The sequence below is a fragment of the Diaphorobacter sp. C33 genome (genome assembly GCF_030503915.1).
Lineage (GTDB): Bacteria > Pseudomonadota > Gammaproteobacteria > Burkholderiales > Burkholderiaceae_C > Diaphorobacter > Diaphorobacter nitroreducens.
Window position 1 is genome coordinate 3,597,213 of the sequence record NZ_CP129980.1, and the last position, 19,282, is coordinate 3,616,494.

Annotated in this window: 17 protein-coding genes; 8 read left to right on the forward strand and 9 right to left on the reverse strand. The window is 68.7% G+C overall.

The window, feature by feature from the left end:
* The first annotated feature begins 10 nt into the window (after positions 1–10).
* The 3 genes from QY917_RS16980 to QY917_RS16990 are packed head-to-tail and all read left to right on the forward strand — an operon-like array spanning position 11 to position 2,585.
* Positions 11–844, forward strand: a complete 834-nt coding sequence (locus QY917_RS16980) for a protein-glutamate O-methyltransferase CheR (protein ID WP_012655637.1) — start codon at positions 11–13, stop codon at positions 842–844.
* On the forward strand, positions 841–1,440 hold the full coding sequence (locus QY917_RS16985) for a chemotaxis protein CheB (protein WP_123674979.1): 600 nt from the start codon (positions 841–843) through the stop codon (positions 1,438–1,440). The genes QY917_RS16980 and QY917_RS16985 overlap by 4 nt, the downstream gene beginning before the upstream one ends.
* Positions 1,437–2,585, forward strand: coding sequence for a hybrid sensor histidine kinase/response regulator (locus QY917_RS16990; protein ID WP_123674980.1), 1,149 nt, complete (start codon positions 1,437–1,439; stop codon positions 2,583–2,585). Before QY917_RS16985 ends, QY917_RS16990 begins: the two co-directional genes overlap by 4 nt.
* A gap of 51 nt (positions 2,586–2,636) precedes the next feature.
* On the opposite strand, the gene QY917_RS16995 is transcribed toward QY917_RS16990, so the two are convergent.
* Complete coding sequence (locus QY917_RS16995) at positions 2,637–3,008, reverse strand: response regulator (RefSeq protein WP_012655640.1); 372 nt, start codon at positions 3,006–3,008, stop codon at positions 2,637–2,639.
* Positions 3,009–3,167: 159 nt separating this feature from the next.
* On the reverse strand, positions 3,168–3,830 hold the full coding sequence (gene alkB / locus QY917_RS17000) for a DNA oxidative demethylase AlkB (RefSeq protein ID WP_123674981.1): 663 nt from the start codon (positions 3,828–3,830) through the stop codon (positions 3,168–3,170).
* A 182-nt stretch (positions 3,831–4,012) separates the two neighbouring features.
* On the opposite strand from alkB, the gene QY917_RS17005 reads away from it, so the two are divergent.
* Together QY917_RS17005 and QY917_RS17010 are read left to right on the forward strand one after the other, a co-directional pair.
* On the forward strand, positions 4,013–5,587 hold the full coding sequence (locus QY917_RS17005; protein ID WP_123674982.1) for an AMP-binding protein: 1,575 nt from the start codon (positions 4,013–4,015) through the stop codon (positions 5,585–5,587).
* 71 nt (positions 5,588–5,658) lie between these two features.
* On the forward strand, positions 5,659–6,321 hold the full coding sequence (locus QY917_RS17010; RefSeq protein WP_103738113.1) for a DsbA family oxidoreductase: 663 nt from the start codon (positions 5,659–5,661) through the stop codon (positions 6,319–6,321).
* A 68-nt stretch (positions 6,322–6,389) separates the two neighbouring features.
* Here QY917_RS17010 and QY917_RS17015 read toward each other — a convergent pair whose 3' ends face one another.
* The 3 genes from QY917_RS17015 to cphA (QY917_RS17025) form a co-directional block, all read right to left on the reverse strand.
* The gene (locus QY917_RS17015; RefSeq protein ID WP_287741135.1) at positions 6,390–6,866 is read right to left on the reverse strand and encodes a CreA family protein; all 477 of its coding nucleotides are present in this window, start codon (positions 6,864–6,866) and stop codon (positions 6,390–6,392) included.
* Between the two features lie 26 nt (positions 6,867–6,892).
* Positions 6,893–9,478, reverse strand: a complete 2,586-nt coding sequence (gene cphA / locus QY917_RS17020) for a cyanophycin synthetase (RefSeq protein WP_123674984.1) — start codon at positions 9,476–9,478, stop codon at positions 6,893–6,895.
* 94 nt (positions 9,479–9,572) lie between these two features.
* Positions 9,573–11,744, reverse strand: coding sequence for a cyanophycin synthetase (gene cphA / locus QY917_RS17025; RefSeq protein ID WP_123675247.1), 2,172 nt, complete (start codon positions 11,742–11,744; stop codon positions 9,573–9,575).
* Positions 11,745–11,995: 251 nt separating this feature from the next.
* Here cphA (QY917_RS17025) and QY917_RS17030 point away from each other — a divergent pair, with 251 nt between their 5' ends.
* From QY917_RS17030 to QY917_RS17040, 3 genes are all read left to right on the forward strand, one after another.
* On the forward strand, positions 11,996–14,308 hold the full coding sequence (locus QY917_RS17030) for an ABC transporter ATP-binding protein (RefSeq protein ID WP_123674985.1): 2,313 nt from the start codon (positions 11,996–11,998) through the stop codon (positions 14,306–14,308).
* Between the two features lie 16 nt (positions 14,309–14,324).
* Entirely contained in the window at positions 14,325–14,831 is a 507-nt protein-coding gene (locus tag QY917_RS17035) for a DUF1854 domain-containing protein (protein ID WP_123674986.1), read from the forward strand.
* A 195-nt stretch (positions 14,832–15,026) separates the two neighbouring features.
* Complete coding sequence (locus QY917_RS17040) at positions 15,027–15,467, forward strand: hypothetical protein (protein WP_012655649.1); 441 nt, start codon at positions 15,027–15,029, stop codon at positions 15,465–15,467.
* A 100-nt stretch (positions 15,468–15,567) separates the two neighbouring features.
* Here the strand turns inward: QY917_RS17040 and QY917_RS17045 are convergent, their stop codons facing one another.
* The 4 genes from QY917_RS17045 to QY917_RS17060 all read right to left on the reverse strand — a co-directional run bounded on the left by QY917_RS17045 (position 15,568) and on the right by QY917_RS17060 (position 19,237).
* Positions 15,568–15,945 carry an EF-hand domain-containing protein gene (locus tag QY917_RS17045; protein WP_123674987.1) on the reverse strand — a complete coding sequence of 126 codons (378 nt, stop codon included), beginning with the start codon at positions 15,943–15,945 and terminating at the stop codon, positions 15,568–15,570.
* 31 nt (positions 15,946–15,976) lie between these two features.
* The gene (locus QY917_RS17050) at positions 15,977–16,918 is read right to left on the reverse strand and encodes a 5'-nucleotidase (protein ID WP_011804114.1); all 942 of its coding nucleotides are present in this window, start codon (positions 16,916–16,918) and stop codon (positions 15,977–15,979) included.
* Positions 16,915–18,144, reverse strand: a complete 1,230-nt coding sequence (gspF, locus tag QY917_RS17055; protein WP_123674988.1) for a type II secretion system inner membrane protein GspF — start codon at positions 18,142–18,144, stop codon at positions 16,915–16,917. The genes QY917_RS17050 and gspF overlap by 4 nt, the downstream gene beginning before the upstream one ends.
* Before the next feature lie 61 nt (positions 18,145–18,205).
* Positions 18,206–19,237, reverse strand: a complete 1,032-nt coding sequence (locus QY917_RS17060; protein WP_123674989.1) for an LLM class flavin-dependent oxidoreductase — start codon at positions 19,235–19,237, stop codon at positions 18,206–18,208.
* Between the last annotated feature and the right edge of the window lie 45 nt (positions 19,238–19,282).

Below are 19,282 nucleotides of genomic sequence, written 5' to 3' on the forward strand. Positions count from 1 at the left end.
GAGCCAACACTTGCCGCACCAACGCAAGACCGCAGAGATCGAGCAGCAGCTGCTGATCGAGGCCATTTACCTGCGCTACCACTACGACTTCCGCGGGTATGCGCAGTCGTCGCTCAAGCGCCGGCTCCAGGCCGCGCTCACGCGGTTCGACTGCGAGACGCTGTCCCAACTGCAGCATCGGCTGCTGCACGAGCGCGGGGTGTTTCCCGCGCTGCTGGACTACCTCACCGTGCAGGTCAGCGATGTGTTCCGCGACCCGGAGTACTTTCGCGCGCTGCGCGAAAAGGTGGTGCCGCTGTTGCGTACCTACCCCTCGCTCAAGATCTGGGTCGCGGGCTGCAGCACGGGAGAGGAGGCATATTCGCTCGCCATCCTGCTGCGTGAAGAGGGGTTGTTGGAACGCTCGTTGATTTACGCCACCGACATCAACAGCACGGCACTGCAGCGTGCCGAGGCGGGCGTATACGACATTGAGCGCGTGCCCGGCTTCACCGAAAACCATGCGCGCTCGGGCGGGCGTTCCTCGCTGTCCGACCACTACAGCGCCGCTTATGGCCGCGTGGTGTTCGACAAGAGCCTGCGCCGGCATATCGTTTTCTCCGACCACAGTCTGGCGACCGACAGTGTATTTGCCGAGGTGCACCTCATCTCCTGCCGCAACGTGCTGATCTACTTCGACCGTACGCTGCAGGACCGCGCCCTGGGCCTGTTCCGCGAGGCGCTGTGCCGGCGTGGATTCCTGGGCCTGGGGGCCAAGGAATCCCTGCGCTTTTCCTCGCACGCGCCGGCATTCGAGGACTTCGTGGCGCCCGAGCGCATCTTTCAGAAGAGAGGTGACGCATGAGGCAGGTGGCTTCGCCACGCGTGCGCCTGGACGCCATTGCCATTGGCGGGTCGGCCGGCAGCATCGAAGCGCTGGGCGCGGTGCTGCCCGCGCTGCCTGCGGGTTTCCATGCGGCCCTGCTGGTCGTGCTGCACCTGCCGCGCGAGCGGCCCAGCCTGCTGTGCAACATCTTCCGCCAGCGCTGCGCCCTGCCGGTACGCGAGGCCCAGGACAAGGAGCCCGTGGAGCCGGGCACGGTGTATTTCGCGCCGCCTGACTATCATTTGCTGGTGGATTCGGGGCCGAGGCTGTGCCTGTCCGTGGATGCGCCGCTGAATTTTTCGCGCCCGTCGATCGACGTGTTGTTCGAATCCGCCGCCGATGAATATGGGCCGCGGCTCATGGCCGTGCTCCTGTCGGGCGCGAACAGTGACGGAGCGCGGGGCTTGCGCGCAGTGCAGGCCGCTGGCGGCGCCACGGTGGTGCAGTCGCCCGACAGCGCTTCGTCCATGGCCATGCCGCAGGCGGCGCTGGCCCTGATCCAACCCGATCAGGTGCTGCCCCCGGCACGCATCGCCGCGCTGTTGACCACCTTGCATAAGGAGGGACTTTCGTGATTTTTGCCCCACCGGCTGCACAGGCCGCGAGTCATCGAACCGGCGCGTGCGTGAAATGCCTGATCGTGGATGACGTTCCTGAAAACCTTGTCGCATTGCAGGCGCTGTTGAAGGATGAGGACGTAGAGATCCTCATGGCCGGCTCCGGCGCCCAGGCGCTGGAACTGCTGCTGGCCCACAACGACGTGGCGCTGGCGCTGCTGGACGTGCAAATGCCCGAGATGAACGGTTTCGAACTGGCGGAGTTGATCCGCGGCAGCGAGCGCACGCGGCACATCCCGCTGATCTTCATCACCGCCGGCTCGCGGGACCAGGGCTGGCAGTTCCGCGGCTACGAAAAAGGTGCGGTGGACTTCCTTTACAAACCCGTCGACCCCCACATGCTGGTCAACAAGGCCCGGGTGTTCTTCGACCTGCAGCGCCAGCGGCATGCGCTGGCACGCGAACTGCAGGAGCGCACCGAGGCGTTGTACATCAACGAGATGTTCATGGCCGTGCTCAGCCACGATCTGCGCAGCCCGCTCAGCGCCATCATGGCCGTGGCCAGTGCGCTGCAGCGCGCTCCCGAGCCCGCCAAGGTGCAGGCTCTGGCGTGCAACGTGCAGCAGGCCGGGCGGCGCATGGGCCGCATGATCGAGGACCTGCTGGATGTGACGCGCGCCCGCCAGCATGGCGGGCTGGCCATCGAGCCTGCACCCATGGACCTGGGGCCGCAGGCGCAGCGCGTGGTGCAGGAAGTCCGTGCCGGCCACCCCGAGCGCCACCTGCGGCTTGAGCAGCAAGGGGATCTGCGCGGCGAGTGGGACGAAGAGCGCCTGGGCCAGATGCTGGCGAACCTGCTGGGCAACGCCATGCACCACGGCACGCCCGACCAGCCGGTGGAGTTGTCACTGGACGGCGCCGCCGCCGATATCGTGGTGCTGCGCGTGAGCAATGGCGGCGGGATTGACGCCGAACTGCTGCCCCGGCTGTTCGCGCCATTTACGGGCCGGCGCAACCGGGCCGGTCAACACCAGGGGTTGGGGCTGGGGTTGTTCATCGTGCACCAGATCGTGCAGGCCCATGGCGGGACGATCGACGCCGCCTCGCAGGCGGGGCGCACCTGCTTCACGGTGACGCTGCCGCGGCGCGCGGTGGCGGCTTGACAGGACGGGGGCGGGGGGATGCCGGGCCTTCAGCGCCGGGCACGTGCCGCCTCAGGCGGGGCTGGCGCTTTGCAGGTGGCTGGCGATCACGTCCAGCAACTCCTCCAGCTCTTCCAGCTCGAACGGCTTGAGCAGGGACCGCACATGCGGGCCCAGCGTGCCCACCCCGTGCTCCAGCGGATAGCCCGAGCAGAGCACCACCCAGCGCTGGGGGTTGCTTGCCAGCAGGTGGCGGCACAGATCCAGCCCGCTCATGCCGGGCAGGCTCACGTCGGAAACCACCACGTCGTGCGGCTGGGCCGCATCGCGCTGCAAGGCCTCCTCGGCCGTGGCGCAGGTGACGACGGTGCGGCCTTCTCCCTCCATCAGCAGGCCGATGGTGTCTCGCAGTTCGCAGTTGTCTTCGACGTAGAGGATGCGCAAGTAAGGTCCTTGGGAAGCGGGCTCTGCCGCAGGGCAAAAGGGCATTGTGCGGGGAACGTCTTACGCCGGTGTAAGACAATGTGCCGTTCTGCGAAATTATCGTTAAAAATGGCTACAAGAGCCATCCAGTAAGCGCAAGCAGCTATCAAACATGTAGCGTCAGGTGGCCTTGCGCAGCGTGAGGTTGATGCGGCATTCGCCCGTTGCCGGGTGCTGGCCCGGCGCCACCGGCAGCACGCCGTGAAAGCGCAGCCGGTCCACCCCGCCCCATACCACCGCGTCGCCATGGCGCAGCGGCACGCGCAAGGCGCGCTCGCCACGTGTGGCGCCACCCCACAAGAAGGTGGCGGGCAGACCCAGCGAGATGGACACGATGGGCGCTGCCAGGTCCTGCTCGTCGCGGTCTTGGTGCAGCGACAGGCGCGTGCCGGGGGCGTAGCGGTTGATCAGGCAGGCGTCGGGCACGAAAGCGGCAAAGCCGGCCTCCTGCGCTGCGGCATGTGCCAGCTGCGCGAAGTCCGCCGGCAGGGCGGGCCAGGGCTTGCCGGTCAGCGGGTCCAGCGCAGCGTAGCGGTAACCGCGCCGGTCGCTCACCCACGACAACGGCCCGCAGCCTGTGGTGGCTACCGACATCGCCTTGCCTCCAGGGGTCTGCATGTGGCGCCACGGCGCTTGGCGCACCACCTGTCGCACTTCTTCCAGCAACTGGGGTGCCTGTGCCAGCGCGAAGCCGCGCAGCAGCACGGCCTGCATGCCCAGCGCCAGCGTGGATGGCTCCGCGGGGTCGTCGGCAAACAGGTCTTCGGAGGGCACAGATGGCATGCACGTAGTGTGAGCCAAAAGGGCCCCCAGCGCTTAACCATCCAGCGCAATGTGCTACTGATTAAGGAGCAATCGATTGGTCGGCGCTCATCCCCGCCAGGGATTTCCCTTGTGTATTTCTGCGACTGTGCGCGCTGCCGGCGCTTGCCTATAGTCGCACCAGGAGACAACGCGACAACCCCATGAACATTGCCCACCTGTTGCAGCGCAGCGCGCTGGTGCATGGCGAGCGGCCCGCGCTGCTGGCTGGCACATGCCTGCTGCACGACTACCGTACCCTTGCCGCGCGCGTGGCCGCGCTGGCCGCACACCTGCGCGCGCATTGCGGCGTGCAGCCGGGCGAATGCGTGGCCATCTTCTCGGCCAATGGTCCACAGTACCTGGAGGCGTTGCACGCCATCCACTGGTGCGGCGCCATCTCGGTGCCCGTCAACTACAAGCTGCACGCGCGCGAGCTGGCCTATGTGCTTGCCGACAGCGGCGCGCGCGTGGTGTGCGTGTCTGCGGCGCTGCACGATGCGGCGCTGGCTGCGGGCGCCGACGCCGCGGCGGTGCAGGTGTTGGGGGCATCCGCCTGGGAGCAAGCGGCGCAGGGCGTGCCGCTGGCGCTGCAGGAGCGCGCCCCCGACGACGTGGCCTCGCTGTTCTACACCTCGGGCACCACCGGGCGGCCCAAGGGCGTGATGCAGACGCACCGCAACCTGTTGGCCATGACCATGGCCTACTTCACCGACGTGGACGACGTGCAGCCCGGCGACGCCATGGTCTATGCCGCGCCCATGTCGCACGGCGCGGGCTTGTACAACTACGCCCACATGCTGCGCGGCGCGCGCCATGTGGTGCCCGCGTCCGGCGGGTTCGACCCGGCCGAGCTGGTGCAATTGGCCGCGGACGTGGGCCAGCTGTCGCTGTTTGCGGCGCCCACCATGGTGCACCGGCTGGTGGAGCATGTGCGCCGCACGGGCGCCAATGTGGACGGCTTCAAGACCATCGTCTATGGCGGCGGTCCCATGTATGTGGACGACCTGCGCCGCGCCATCGACACCATGGGCCAGAAGTTCGTGCAGATCTATGGCCAGGGCGAAAGCCCCATGACCATCACCGCGCTGGCGCGCGAGCACCTGGCCGACACGGCGCACCCGCGCTGGGCCGAGCGCATCGCCTCGGTGGGCGTGGCGCATGCGTGCGTACAGGTGCGGGTGGTGGATGACGAGGACCGACCCGTGCCTACGGGCGAGTTGGGCGAAGTGGTGGTGCGCGGCGATACGGTGATGGCCGGCTACTGGCGCAATCCCGAGGCGTCTGCGCAGACGCTGCGCTGCGGCTGGCTGCACACGGGCGATGTTGGGAGCCTGGACGCGCACGGGTTTCTGACCCTGCGCGACCGCAGCAAGGACGTGATCATCTCGGGTGGCTCCAACATCTACCCGCGCGAGGTGGAGGAGGTGCTGCTGCTGCACCCGCGCGTGAGCGAGGTGGCCGTGGTGGGCCAGCACGACGCCGACTGGGGCGAGGTGGTGGTGGCCTTCCTGGTGGCGGGCGAGGGCGGCGCCGTGGACGATGCCGCGCTGCATGCGGAACTCGACGCGGAACTTGACGCGGAACTTGACGCTTTGTGCCTGGACCACATCGCGCGCTTCAAGCGACCCAAGGCCTACCGCTGGGTGCCGGCCCTGCCCAAGAACAGCTATGGCAAGGTGCTCAAGACCGAGCTGCGCGCATGGCTGCAGGCCGAAGGGGCGGGGAGCGGGGCGTAACAGACCCGGGAGCGGCGCGGACATTGCGTCGCCCCTACCATGGGCGCTTTGCCCCGGCTGGAGCCCATGCCATGAACCAACCCGTCTCCCTCAAGATCGACTTCGTCTCCGACGTGTCCTGCCCCTGGTGCGCCATCGGCCTGCACGCGCTGGAGCAGGCCGCGAAGCGGCTGGACGGCGAGGTGGCGCTGGATCTGCACTTTCAGCCCTTCGAGCTGAACCCACAGATGGGCCCCGAGGGCCAGGACATCGGCGAACACCTGCAGCAAAAGTACGGCGCCACGCCGGAGCAATCACAGCAAAACCGCGAGGCCATCGCCGCGCGCGGCGCGCAGTTGGGCTTTACCTTCAACATGGACCGGCGCGGCCGCATCTACAACACTTTCGATGCGCACCGCCTGCTGCACTGGCTGGAGGAAGAGGGCACGCCGGAGCAGCAGGGCGCGCTCAAGCACGCGCTGTTCACCGCGTATTTCACGCAGGGCGAGAACCCTGGCGACCACGGCGTGCTGCTGCGTCTGGTGGCGCAACTGGGGCTGGACGAGGCGCGCGCCCGCGCCGTGCTGGCGTCCCAGGAATATGCCGAGGCGGTGCGCGAGCGCGAGGCCTTCTACCAGGGGCACGGCATCCATTCGGTGCCGGCGGTGATCATCAACGACCGCCACCTGATCCAGGGCGGCCAGCCGGTCGAGGTGTTCGAGCAGGCGCTGCGGCAGATCGCGCAGCAGGCGTGATGCTCTTTTATTGATAGCTGATGGCGCTTGCTCATCAAGCGCTGCAGCCTGTTTTGGCTTGAAACCTGTCAGCGCAGCGGGATCGGCGTGGCCCGGTCCACGGGCACGGCCGTCACGCTGTTTTGTGGCGAGCCGTCGATGAGCTTTTCGGAGTAGGTCAGGTACACCAGCGTGTTGCGCTTGGCGTCCACCATGCGCACCACGCGCAGGCGCTTGAACAGGATGGACATGCGTTCGCTGAACACTTCCTGCTGCGCCTTGAGCGGCTGCACGAAGGTGATGGGCCCGACCTGGCGGCAGGCGATGGAGGCTTCGGCGCGGTCCTCGGCCAGGCCCAGCGTGCCTTTGATGCCGCCGGTGCGCGCACGCGACACATAGCAGGTCACTCCCTGCACGGCGGGGTCGTCATAGGCCTCCACGATGATGTCGTGGTCGCGGCCGATCCACTGGAAGGCGGTGTCCACGGTGCCGATCTTCTCGGCCTGGGCCGCGGCCGGCCCGGCAGCCAAGCCCAGGGTGCAGGCCAGCAGCGCCAGGCTTGCCATGCCTGCGCGCAGGCCGCCGCGCGCATTCATGGCGCAACCGCCGAGGCTTCGCTGCAGCGCTGCGCCAAGTGGGCCAGGGCTTCCTCCACCTGGTCCACCAGCACCAGGCACAGGTCGCCCGGTTGCAGGCGCTCCAGCGCATGGTCGATGGCGAGGAACTCGCCGTGGATCTCGGTCACGTAGCGCGTGCGCGGCGCGCCCTGCAGGCCCTGGCGCAGCAGCGCCAGCACCTCGCCGTCGGCACGGCCGCGCTGGCAGGCATCCTGGTACAGCACCACGTCGTCAAAGGCCTGGCCCAGGATCTGGGTCTGCTCGACGATGTCCTGGTCGCGCCGGTCGCCCGCACCGCTGATCACCACGCTGCGTTGCTGGGCCGGCATGGCCTGCACGGCCTGCACCAGCGCGCGCATGGCGTCGGGGTTGTGGCCATAGTCGGCGATCACGGTGGCGCCGCGGTAGTCCATCACGTTGAAGCGGCCGGGCGCGTTGTCGCTGTCGTTCATGAAGCCGGCCAGGCCGCGGCGGATGGTCTGCCAGGGCAGGCCTACGCCCCACGCCGCGCCGATCGCGGCCATGACGTTCTCGACCTGGAAGCCGATCGTGCCGCCGCGCGTGATCGGGATCTCGCGCAGGGGGATGGTCTCGCGCCACGAGCCTTCGGCCGCCACGATGGAGTCGCCATCCACATACACCACTCGGTTGCCTTGGGCGCGGTGCGTGGCCATGACGGGGTGGTGGCGGTCGACGGCGAAGAAGATCACCTTGCCCGGGCATACGCTGGCCATGGCGGCCACGTGCGGGTCGGCGGCGTTGAGCACGCCGTAGCCGTCGGCGGCTACGTTCTGCACGATCACGCGCTTGAGCACCGCCACGTCTTCCACGGTGGTGATGAAGTTCAGCCCCAGGTGGTCGCCCGCGCCGACGTTGGTGACCACGGCCACCTGGCAGCGGTCAAAGCCCAGGCCTTCGCGCAGGATGCCGCCGCGCGCGCATTCGAGCACGGCCGCGTCCACCTCGGGGTGGAACAGCACGTTGCGCGCGCTCTTGGGGCCCGAGCAGTCGCCGCTGTCGATCTGGCGGCCGTTCACGTACACGCCGTCGGTGTTGGTCATGCCCACGCGCAGGCCGTGCGCGGCGAACAGCTGGCCGATCAGGCGCGTGGTGGTGGTCTTGCCATTGGTGCCAGTGACGGCCACCAGTGGGATGCGCCCGTCCTGGCCGGGCGCGAACAGCTCGTCCACCATCGGCACGCCCACGTTGCGCGGCTTGCCGAACGACGGGGCCAGGTGCATGCGCAGGCCGGGCGCGGCGTTCACCTCGACGATGCCGCCGTTTTGCTCTTCCAGGGGTTTGAGCATGGTTTCGCAGACCACGTCCACGCCGCAGATGTGCAGGCCGATGGTCTGCGCGGCCTCGATGGCACGCGCGGCGATCTCGGGGTGCACGTCGTCGGTCACATCGGTGGCACTGCCGCCGGTGGACAGGTTGGCGTTGTTGCGCAGCACCACGCGCTGGCCCTGCACGGGCACGGAGTCGGGCGTGAGGCCTTCGGAGGCGATGCGCGCGATGGCGATGTCGTCCAGGCGCACCTTGGTCAGCGCCGTGCCGTGGCCCGAGCCGCGGCGCGGGTCCTGGTTGACGATGTCCACCAGCTCGCGAATGGTGTGCTGGCCGTCGCCCAGCACCTGGGGCGGCTCGCGGCGCGCGGCGGCCACGAGCTGGTGGCCCACCACCAGCAGGCGGAAGTCGTGGCCGGGCAGGAAGCGTTCGACCATGATCTCGTCGCCGAATTCGCGGGCGGTCTTGTAGGCGGCCTCCAGCCCCTCGCGGGTGGTGATGTTGACCACCACGCCCTTGCCCTGGTTGCCGTCCTGGGGCTTCACGACCACGGGCAGGCCCACTTCCTGGGCCACCACCCAGGCGTCCTCTACGTCGGCCACCGGGCGCCCCAGCGGCACGGGAACGCCGGCGGCGTGCAGCAGGCGCTTGGTCAGGTCCTTGTCCTGGGCGATGGATTCGGCCACGGCGCTGGTGGTGTCCAGCTCGGCGGCCTGGATGCGGCGCGCCTTGGAGCCCCAGCCCAGCTGTACCAGCGAGCCGCTGGTCAGGCGCCTGAACGGGATGCCGCGCGCCACGGCGGCGTCGACGATGGAGCCGGTGGACGGGCCGATGCGCTCGTCCTCGTCCAGCTCGCGCAGCTCGGCGACCACGGCATCGGCGTCGAAGGGGGTATCGGCCAGCGCGGACTGCAGCAGGGCGCCGGCGTGCTCCATGGCCAGGCGGCCCACGGCCTCCTCGGTGTACTCCACCACCACCTGGTAGGTGCCTTCTTCCAGCGTGGCGTGGGTGCGGCTGAAGGTCACGGGGCACCCGGCCTGGGCCTGCAGCGACAGGGCGGCCACTTCGAGCACGTGGGCCAGCGACAGGCGCTGGTCGGCGCCGTGGGGCTGCAGGGCGCCGATCTTGGGAAAGCGCGCGCGCAGGCGGTCTTCAAAACCCGCGATGTCTGCGTAGCCGCACTCTTGTGGCTCGCAGTGCACAACGGCTTCGATGGCGGTGTTGCGGCTCCAGAGGTTGGGGCCGCGCAGGGCGCGGATGCGGGTGATCTGCATGGTGTTTTCTTTCAGCCCGATTTTTCAGTCAAATTGGCCTGTAGCGCTTGTGGGGTGAGCGGTGGCAGCTATGCTTTTGAAAGCATTCGCGGCGTCACGCGGCATAGTCGAAGGTCTTGATGCCCGCGGCGATCAGGTCCGGCCCGATGTCCATGGACCAGGCTGCGGCAATCGCGGCCAGCATCGCGGCCGTGTCCGGGCGGTGGCCGCCGGGCAGGCTCAGGGCGTCCAGCGTGCCCAGCACGCGTTCGCTGGCGCCCGTGGCCAGCACGACCTGCTCACCGCGCACGAACACGGCGCGGCCTTCGCCCTCGGCCCGATGCGCGGCGACGAAGGGGTTGTCTGGCGACAGGGAATACAGAAGGACCTCGCCATCACACAGGCGCGCCAGGTCGGCCACCTGCTCGATGTCGGCATTGAGCACGCCTGCGCCCTCGTCCAGCACCACGTCGATCTGGGTGCGCAGCACGCGCGTCATCTGGGCCTGCTCCAGCACGTCATGGTCGGCCAGGGTCTCGAAACCGTCCATGTCGGTCACCACGCCGACCAGGCAGCGGTCGTAGGCCAGGCCTTCCTCCAGGATGGAGCGGGCAGTGGTCTGGATCACGGCGGCCTGCGCCAGTCGGTTGGTCAGCAGGCGGTGCGCGCCGGCCCAGTGGGCGGTGGCGCTCTTTTGTGTGCGGCGGTTGTTGAGGAACATGCCTTCGCTGCTGGCCACGCCCGTGAGCTTGCCCGACAGCTGCAGCAGCCAGCCCACGAAGCGCGCGGTGAATGCGTTGTGGCGCGTGCCCGCAATGCCCACGATGGGGATGCGGCCCGCGCCCGAGGCCTCCTCGGTGCTGGGGAACAGGTGTTCGACGATGGCCTGGCCCACGGGGCGCGGCGCGCCGCTGGTGGGCTTGAGGTGCATCAGCAGGCCGGGGCCGGCGTTCACCTCGAGGATGGCGCCGCCTTGTTCCTTCATGGGCTTGGAGACATCCTGCAGGATCATGTCCATGCCGGCGATGTCCAGGCCCACGATTTTCGCGGCCAACTGGGCGTAGTAAGCCACGTCGGGGTGCACGTCGTCGGTGCAGTCGATGGCCATGTTGCCGTTGCGCTGCAGCAAGATGGCCTGGCCCGAGGGCACCACGGTGTCGGGCGTCACACCTTGGCGCTTGAGCTCCAGCTGCACGGCGCCTTTTTCCACGTCGATCCAGTCCAGCGGGTACTCCTGCTCGGGGCCGCGGCGCGGGTCTTCGTTGAGCACGGCCACCAGCTCGCGCAGCGTGGACTGGCCATTGCCGTGCACGCTGACCGTCTCGCCCTTGGTGGCGGCGACCACCTTGCCGCCGACCACCAGCAGGCGGTGTTCCACGCCGTCGATGAACTTCTCGACGATGACATCCGAGCCCTCGGGCTCGGCCAGCGCGAAGGCGGCCTTGATATCGGCCTCGCGCGAGAGCTCCAGCGTCACGCCGCGCGCATGGTTGCCGTCCGAGGGCTTCACCGTGACGGGGAAGCCGATCTCCTGCGCCACTTCCCAGGCCTCATCGGCGTTGCGGACGATCTGGCCCTCCGGCACGGGCACGCCGCAGGAGGCGAGCAGCCGCTTGGTGAAATCCTTGTCCTGGGCAATGCCCTCGGCGATGGCGCTGGTCTGGTCGCTCTCGGCGGTCCAGATGCGGCGCTGTGCGGCGCCGTAGCCCAGTTGCACCAGGTTGCCGTCGTTCAGGCGGATGTGCGGAATGCGCCGGGCGCTGGCGGCGTCCACGATGCAGCCGGTGCTGGGGCCCAGGTAGCGGTCGTTGATGGCGGTCTTGATGGCGTGGATGGCGGCCTTGAGGTCGAATGCCTCGTCATTGATGGCGGCCATCAGCAGACGGTGGCCATGCTCCAGCGCCACGCGGGCCACGGCCTCTTCGGGGCAGCGGAACACCATGCGGTACACGCCGCGCCGGGAGATCTCGCGCGTCTGGCCGAACTCGGCCGGCATGCCCGAGAGGTTGAGCAGCTCGATGACCACGTGCTCCAGCACGTGCCCCATCCAGGTGCCTTCCTTCAGGCGCAGCAGGAAGCCGCCGCGCTCGCCCACGCCGCAGTGGTGCTCCACCAGATCCGGCAGCCAGGTGGTCAGGCGCTCGTTGAGGCCGGGAATCTTGTTGGAGGGGTAGTCTTCCAGCTCCCCCAGGTCCAGCCAGACTTCGAGGACCGGGCGGTAGGTCCAGACACTGGGGCCGCGCAGATAGGTGGTGCGCAGGAGTTGGATATCGTTGAATTTGGCCATGAAGTGCAGCGTGGAAGATTCGGATATCTGCCGGGTTGCGGCGGATGTGGCGATGCCCATGGGCTGAGATTGTGCGCCGATACTGGCGCAGCTCAGCACTGGCGGGTGTCAGCCGCGGGCTGATGATGTGCGTTACGAGGGGATACCGCGGCGGCGCAAGGGCCTGGGGCGCGGTGGCCGACAATGCCCCCCATGGGCCCGGACTGGCCCGCCAACGCCCCGTCCGTGCGGGGGTGGACATACAAAACCAAATGCAACATCACCATTCTGTGGACGCCTCGGGTGTCTTGTCTGGCCCCTGGGGGGCCGAGATGCGGGCAGTGCTCGCTCCTGACGAAAACGTGCAGGCCGCCTTCGAGGTTGACCTGACGCCCGACCTGCGCTTTGCCCCCGGCCTGCTGGTGCTGACCGAGCGGCGCCTGCTGGCGCGCGCTGGTGACGCGCCGGCGCAGGAATGGCCCCTGGCGCCCGGCATGGCGCTGCGACTGCTGGACCATGGCGGCGTGGGCACGGTGGAGCTGCACGATACCGACCGGCGCCTGGCGCTGTGGCGCTTCACGCTGGGGCGCCATCCCCAGGCGCTGCACCTGCAGCAGCGGCTGGACGCCCAGGTGCGGCGCCTGGACAGCTTGCAAGGCGCCATCGCGCCCGAAGCGCAAGACGTGCCGCGCTGCGCCGTGTGCGGCACGCCGCTGCCGCCCGACAGCGACGAGTGCACGGCCTGTGCGCGCCAGCAGGCGCCGCAGACCTCCACCTGGGTGCTATTGCGCCTGTGGCGTTTCGCCCGGCCTTACAAAAAGCAGCTGGCCGCGGGCTTCGCGCTCACGCTGGCCTCCACCGCCGCCTCGCTGGTGCCGCCGTACATGACCATCCCGCTCATGGACGACATCCTCATTCCCTACCAGAGCGGCCAGCAGATCCCCGCCGGCATGGTGCTGCTGTACCTGGGGGGGCTGCTGCTGGCGGCGCTGCTGGCCTGGGCGCTGGGGTGGGCGCGCACTTACATCCTGGCCCTGGTGTCCGAGCGTATCGGCGCCGACCTGCGCACCACCACCTACGAACACCTGATGCGGCTGTCACTGGACTATTTCGGCAGCAAGCGGACCGGCGACCTCATGGCGCGCATCGGCTCCGAGACCGACCGCATCAACGTCTTTCTGTCGCTCAACGCGCTGGATTTCGCCACCGACGTGCTGATGATCGTGATGACGGCGGCGATCCTGTTCTCCATCAACCCGTGGCTGGCGCTGGTCACGCTGGTGCCGCTGCCCTTCATCGCCTGGCTGATCCACACCGTGCGCGACAAGCTGCGCACCGGCTTCGAGAAGATCGACCGCGTGTGGTCCGAAGTGACCAACGTGCTGGCCGACACCATCCCCGGCATCCGCGTGGTGAAGGCCTTCGCCCAGGAAAAGCGCGAGGCGGACCGCTTCCGTGCCGCCAACCAGCACAACCTGGAGGTGAACGACAAGCTCAACAAGACCTGGAGCCTGTTCTCGCCCACCGTCTCGCTGATGACGGAGGTGGGGCTGCTGGTGGTCTGGGGCTTCGGCATCTGGCTGGTGGCGCGCAACCAGATCACCGTGGGCGTGCTGGCGGCCTTCATCGCCTACATCGGGCGCTTCTACATACGGCTGGATTCGATGAGCCGCATCGTTTCCGTCACGCAAAAGGCGGCAGCCGGCGCCAAGCGCATCTTCGACATCCTGGACCATGTGAGCAACGTGCCCGACCCCGTCAACCCGGTGAAGGTGGACCGCGTGCAGGGCGCCATCGAGATGCGCGACGTGGGCTTTCGCTACGGCAGCCGCACGGTCATCAAGAACCTGTCGCTCACCATCCGCCCCGGCGAGATGATCGGCCTGGTGGGCCACAGCGGCTCTGGCAAGAGCACCCTGGTCAACCTCATCAGCCGCTTCTACGACGTGAGCGACGGCGCCATCCTCGTGGACGATGTGGACATCCGCCGCATGGCGGTGGCGGACTTTCGCCGCCACATCGGCCTGGTGCTGCAGGAGCCTTTCCTGTTCTTCGGCACCATTGCCGAGAACATCGCCTACGGCAAGCCCGACGCCACGCGCGAGGAGATCGTCGCCGCCGCGCGCGCCGCGCATGCGCACGAATTCATCCTGCGCCTGCCGCATGGCTACGACAGCCTGGTGGGCGAGCGCGGCCAGGGCCTGTCGGGCGGCGAGCGCCAGCGCATCTCCATTGCGCGCGCGCTGCTCATCGACCCGCGCATCCTGATCCTGGACGAGGCGACCTCCGCCGTGGACACTGAAACCGAAAAGGAAATCCAGAAGGCGCTGGACAACCTGGTGCAGGGTCGCACCACCATCGCCATCGCCCACCGGCTGTCCACCCTGCGCAAGGCCGACCGCCTGGTGGTCATGGACCGGGGCGAGGTCGTCGAAGTGGGGCCGCACGACGAACTGATGGAAAAGCAGGGTGCCTACTGGCGCCTGTACGAGGCGCAGGCGCGCCGTGCCGAGGAAGACGCCCAGGCCGCGGGCGTGCGCATCGAAGTGCGCGAGCACTCCGCTCACCCCGCGGGCAACACCTGAGCGAGAAAGACACGCGATGACCCTTCACACATCCCTCTCCACCGCTTCGGCACTCGCGGCAGGCTGGGACCTGCACCGTAATCCCCATGGCCGGCTGGTGCTGCGCGCGGCCGACGGCACCGCGCATGTGGGCGTGACGCCCGTGCGCGCCTTCCCCATTGCCGCTCCCGGCGAAGGCCTGTCGCTGGTCGGGCCGGACGGCCATGAATTGGCCTGGGTGCCCCGCCTGGAACAACTGGCGCCTGCCGTGCGTGCGCTGGTCGAGGAGGAATTGGCCGCGCGTGAGTTTGTGCCCACCATCACGCGCATCCGCTCCGTGTCGAGCTTTTCCACCCCCAGTACCTGGGAGGTGGACACCGACCGCGGCGCCACGCAGTTGGTGCTCAAGGGCGAGGAAGACATCCGCCGGCTGGAGGGGCGCACCAAGCTGCTCATCGCCGCCAGCGACGGGCTGCAGTTCCATGTGCCGGATGTCACGGCGCTGGACCGTGCATCGCGCAAGTTGCTGGAGCGTTTTTTATAGCGTCTGGCGCTTACCTGGCGCGGCCTGTGCCCGTTTGTCCCTGTCATAGCCCACGTCAATCAGACATGGTTGCCGCATGAATTTGTGACAAAAGGCTAATAAGGCCTCAATTTCCCCTTTTGTTTGCCGTAATGAATGTACGACGAGGTGGTAGTTGCGACTGCCGCCGGCCGCATTCACGAGGGGACCCATGCCATGCAACTGCCACCTGTAGACCGATCGCCCGCCCAGTGGCGTACCACGGGCGCGGACTTGTATTCCACGGGTGCCTCGGGGGCCGTGGCGGTGCGGCCCGTGAACGCTGCCAATCCTGTCGAGTCCACGGACCGCCTGGGCGAGGGGGCCAGCCTGCGCGAGCCCACCAAGCCCTCGGCGCCCGACGAAAACAACCGCGACTGGACCCTGGCCGAGGCCAAGAAGGAAGCGCCGAAGGAGCCTGAGGAGCCGCCCAAGGAGCCCATCTACAAGCAACTGCTGGAATTCATCCAGTCGATGTGGCGTGCCAGCGGCAGTGCGGTGGAGCTGGCGCAAGACATCAACAAGAACACCCTCCAGGAGCGACTGGCCCAGCAGGTGCAGGACCGTCAGTCGCTCACGTACTCCGATCCCAAGGTCAAGCGCACGGGCGGTTTGTGAGTTTTGCTCCGGCGGTTGCTATCAGATAAGTAGCTGTTAGCGCTTATTGGTAAAGCGCTGGAGGCCAATTGGACTGGTATTTTTGGGTCCGCCGGCGCTCTCAGCGCGCCGCCGCGCGGGCGCGGTCCCGCTCGGCGCGGTACTTGATGGCGAAGGCGCGCACCTCGTCCAGCGTCACATAGTTGTCGCGGTTGGTGTCCGCATCTTCGAACGCCGCAGCCACCTTGGGCACGATGGCCACTTCAGCACGGCTGAGCTTGCCGTCGCCGTTGAAATCCAGCATCTCGAACTGGCGGATCGCCTTGATCTCGCCCTTGGTCAGGGGCGCACTGGCGCTGTGCCGGGGCGCGGTGGCATGGGCCACGCCCTGCGCCTGAGCGGCCAGCGGAGCCGTCAGCGCGCAGGCCATGAGCCACGCGCAGGCTGCCGGGGCCGTCAGCAGGCGCGTAAAGGGGCGGAAGGAGCGTGAGGGCAACATTCAGGAGTAGAGCCGGCGCGCCGCCACAGGTTCAACGCCGCGGGGGGCGGGCTGTATCACCCTGTAGCGCAGCCGCTGTGTTGGCGATGCCGCTGCTGACATGCCCCGCCGGAACATGGCGTGCGGCGGACGCCACGTGGCCCGTCTGGTCATCGAAGAAGAAGTCGGGCTCGAACTCGCGCAGGAAGGGGCCTTTTTCCAGCCCGCCGAGGAACATGGCCTCGTCCACGGTGATGCCCCAGTCGAGCAGCGTGCGGATCGCGCGCTCGTGCGCCGGCGCGCTGCGCGCGGTGACCAGCGCGGTGCGGATGCGCATCTGCGAGGCGTCCGCCTGCTGCTGCAGCCGGTGCAGCGCAGCCAGCAGCGGCTTGAACGGCCCTTCGGCCAGCGGCGTGGCGGCATGGGACACTTCGTGCTGCAGGAAGGCAGGCAGGCCGCCCTGCTGGTACACACGCTCGGCCTCGTCGGAGAACAGCACCGCGTCGCCGTCGAAGGCGATGCGCACTTCGCGCGGATAGCGGTCGCCCGCAGGCGTGGAGTCGATCATCACCCGCGCGGCGGGAAAGCCGATGGACAGCGCCTCGCGCACATCCGTCTCGTTGGCTGAAAGGAAGAGGTGCGCGCCCAACGGCCGCAGATAGGAAAACGGGTTGCGCCCGCGCGTGAACACGCCGCGCTCGATGCGCATGCCCGCCGCCTTGGCCGAGGCGAACACGCGCATGCCGCTGGCAGGGTCGTTGCGCGACAGCATGACCACCTCGACGCGCGCGGCATCGGGCGTGTTGAACGCCAGGAGCTTTCTCACCAGAGGGAAGGCAATGCCGGGGCGCGCGGGCTCATGCACCAGCTCCAGCTGGCGGCGCATGTAGGCTTGCTCGTCGCCGGCCTCGAACAGGCGGTTCTCTTCCTCGAAGTCGAACAGTGCGCGCGACGAGATCGCGACGACGAGCTTGTCCTGCAGGGTGGCGCTCATTTGACGAACTGGTTGAGCTGGATGATCGGCATGAGCACCGCCAGCACGATCAGCATCACGATGCCGCCCATGGCCACGATGAGCAGCGGCTCCAGCACCGTGGCCAGTTGCATGGCGCGGCGCTGCACCTCGGTGCCCAATTGCGTGGCGGCGCGCTGCAGCATGGTGGGCAACTGGCCCGTCTGTTCGCCCAGCCGCGCGAACATGGCCACCAGGCCGGGGAACCGTTTTTTCTGCGCCAGTGCCGAGGCTAGCGGCGCGCCCTCGCGCACCAGCACCAGGGCGTCGAGTGCGTCCGCGCGCAGGGCGCGGTTGTTCAGCGTCTCGGCCGCGGCCTGCAGCGCCTTGAGAATGGGCACGCCCGCGCCTGCCAGCATGGCCAATGTGCCGGCGAAACGCGCCGCGTTGTAGCCGCGCGCCAGCTTGCCGACGAGCGGCAGGCGCAACCAGGCGGCGTCGAATTTCTCGCGCAGCCGCGGCTGGGCCAGCGCGGCGCGGGCGCCGAAAGCCAGCAGGACCAGCCCGCCCAGCAACGCCCAGCCGTAGTTGCGCACCACGTCGCTCAAGGCCAGCATGGCCACCGTGAGGAAGGGCAGGGCGCGCTTGGTGCCCGCGAACACGCTGGCCACCTGCGGCACCACATAACCCACCAGGAACAGCACGATGACGATCGCGATCACGGTGACGATGGCCGGGTACAGCGCAGCGCCGATGAGCTTGGCGCGCAAGGCCTGGCGCTGCTCCAGATCGTCCGCCAGGCTGTCCAGCACCTCGGCCAGACCGCCGCTGGACTCGCCCGCGCCGATCACGGCGCAGTAGATGTCGGAGAACTCGCGCGGGTGCTGCGCCAGCGCACGTGCGAAGGTGGAGCCGGCGTTGACCTCGGCGCGCAGCGTGGCCAGCAGGTGGCGCTGGCGCTCATCGTCCGCCTCTTCGGCGAGCGCGGTCAGCGCACGCTCCAGCGGCAGGCCCGAGCCCACCAGCCCGGCGAGCTGCCGCGTCCACACGCCCAGCCCCGTGGCGTTGAACACCGGCCGCGTGAACAGCCGCTGCGCCAGCGTGGGGGGTGTTCCGGGGACGGCGCCAGCGGCCAGCGCCTCCACATCCAGGGGCACCAGGGCCTGGGCGCGCAGCAGGCTGCGGGCGGCCTTGGGGCTGTCGGCCTCCAGGGTGCCGCGGCGCACATGGCCTTGGGCGTCCAGGGCTTCGAAGGAATAGGCGGGCATGCGGAGAAGTCAGCGGCGGTGGGCGAGCAGGGGCAAACTGGGCGGGCCGCAGTCGACCCGTTCAGCCCGCCATGGTAGCCGCTGCGGGTGACAGTGCCGCGTGCGCCTGGGCGGTGATGTCCAGCGAGCGCAGGCGCAGCGCCGGGTCGTACACGTCGCTCACCAGCATGAATTCGTCGGCCTGCGTGGCGGCCAGCAGCGCCTGCAGGCCCTCGCGCACGGTCTGCGGGCCACCGACCACGCCGACCGCGAGGAAGTCGGCCACGGCGGCGCGCTCCTGCGGCGCGAGGCTCTGCAGATAACCCTCTACCGGCGGCTGCAGCAGTCCGCGCTGGCCGGTGAGGATGCCCAGCACGCGCTGGTAGGTGCTGCTGGCCAGGTACTGCGCCTCGTCATCGGTGGGTGCGGCGATCACGGGCACGCCGATCACCACGTAGGGCTTGGCGCAGGCCGGCGAGGGGCGGAACAGCCGGCGGTAGATGTCGATGGCCGCGTGCAGCATGCGCGGCGCAAAGTGCGAGGCGAAGGCGTAGGGCAGGCCCATCTGCGCCGCCAGTTGCGCCGAGAACAGGCTGGAGCCCAGCAGCCAGAGGGGCACCTGCGTGCCGGCGCCCGGCACGGCGGTGATGCGCTGGCCCGGCTGCGCGGGCGCCAAGAGCTGCTGCAGCTCGGCCACGTCGCGGGGGAAGTCGGCCTCGGTCTCCACGCGGTCGCGGCGCAGGGCGCGCATGGTGGCGCCGTCGGTGCCGGGTGCGCGGCCCAGCCCCAGGTCGATACGGCCGGGGTAGAGCTCGGCCAGCGTGCCGAAGGCCTCGGCCACCACCAGCGGCGCATGGTTGGGCAGCATGATGCCGCCCGAGCCCACGCGGATGGACCGCGTGGCCCCGGCCACGTGGCCGACCAGCACGGCCGTGGCAGAGCTGGCGATGCCCGGCATGTTGTGGTGCTCGGCCAGCCAGTAGCGCTTGAAGCCCAGCGCCTCCACATGCTGCGCCGTCTGCACGGCGACCTGCAGTGCCTGGGCCACGGTGCCGCCCTCGCGCACGGCCACGAGATCAAGCATGGAAAGTAAAGGCAGGGAATGTGCGGTCATGGCACCGATTGTGGGCAGCGGGTGAAATCCGTGCTGCGCCGCGGG

Bases quoted from the DNA above. Each gene is read 5' to 3' on its own strand.
- QY917_RS17005 (WP_123674982.1), top strand. From the start codon at position 4,013: ATGAACATTGCCCACCTGTTGCAGCGCAGCGCGCTGGTGCATGGCGAG.
- QY917_RS17060 (WP_123674989.1), bottom strand. From the start codon at position 19,237: ATGACCGCACATTCCCTGCCTTTACTTTCCATGCTTGATCTCGTGGCC.
- QY917_RS17040 (WP_012655649.1), top strand. From the start codon at position 15,027: ATGCAACTGCCACCTGTAGACCGATCGCCCGCCCAGTGGCGTACCACG.
- gspF (WP_123674988.1), bottom strand. From the start codon at position 18,144: ATGCCCGCCTATTCCTTCGAAGCCCTGGACGCCCAAGGCCATGTGCGC.
- QY917_RS17035 (WP_123674986.1), top strand. From the start codon at position 14,325: ATGACCCTTCACACATCCCTCTCCACCGCTTCGGCACTCGCGGCAGGC.
- QY917_RS16985 (WP_123674979.1), top strand. From the start codon at position 841: ATGAGGCAGGTGGCTTCGCCACGCGTGCGCCTGGACGCCATTGCCATT.
- QY917_RS17030 (WP_123674985.1), top strand. From the start codon at position 11,996: ATGCAACATCACCATTCTGTGGACGCCTCGGGTGTCTTGTCTGGCCCC.
- cphA (WP_123675247.1), bottom strand. From the start codon at position 11,744: ATGGCCAAATTCAACGATATCCAACTCCTGCGCACCACCTATCTGCGC.
- QY917_RS17015 (WP_287741135.1), bottom strand. From the start codon at position 6,866: ATGGCAAGCCTGGCGCTGCTGGCCTGCACCCTGGGCTTGGCTGCCGGG.
- QY917_RS17010 (WP_103738113.1), top strand. From the start codon at position 5,659: ATGAACCAACCCGTCTCCCTCAAGATCGACTTCGTCTCCGACGTGTCC.
- cphA (WP_123674984.1), bottom strand. From the start codon at position 9,478: ATGCAGATCACCCGCATCCGCGCCCTGCGCGGCCCCAACCTCTGGAGC.
- QY917_RS17045 (WP_123674987.1), bottom strand. From the start codon at position 15,945: ATGTTGCCCTCACGCTCCTTCCGCCCCTTTACGCGCCTGCTGACGGCC.
- alkB (WP_123674981.1), bottom strand. From the start codon at position 3,830: ATGCCATCTGTGCCCTCCGAAGACCTGTTTGCCGACGACCCCGCGGAG.
- QY917_RS17050 (WP_011804114.1), bottom strand. From the start codon at position 16,918: ATGAGCGCCACCCTGCAGGACAAGCTCGTCGTCGCGATCTCGTCGCGC.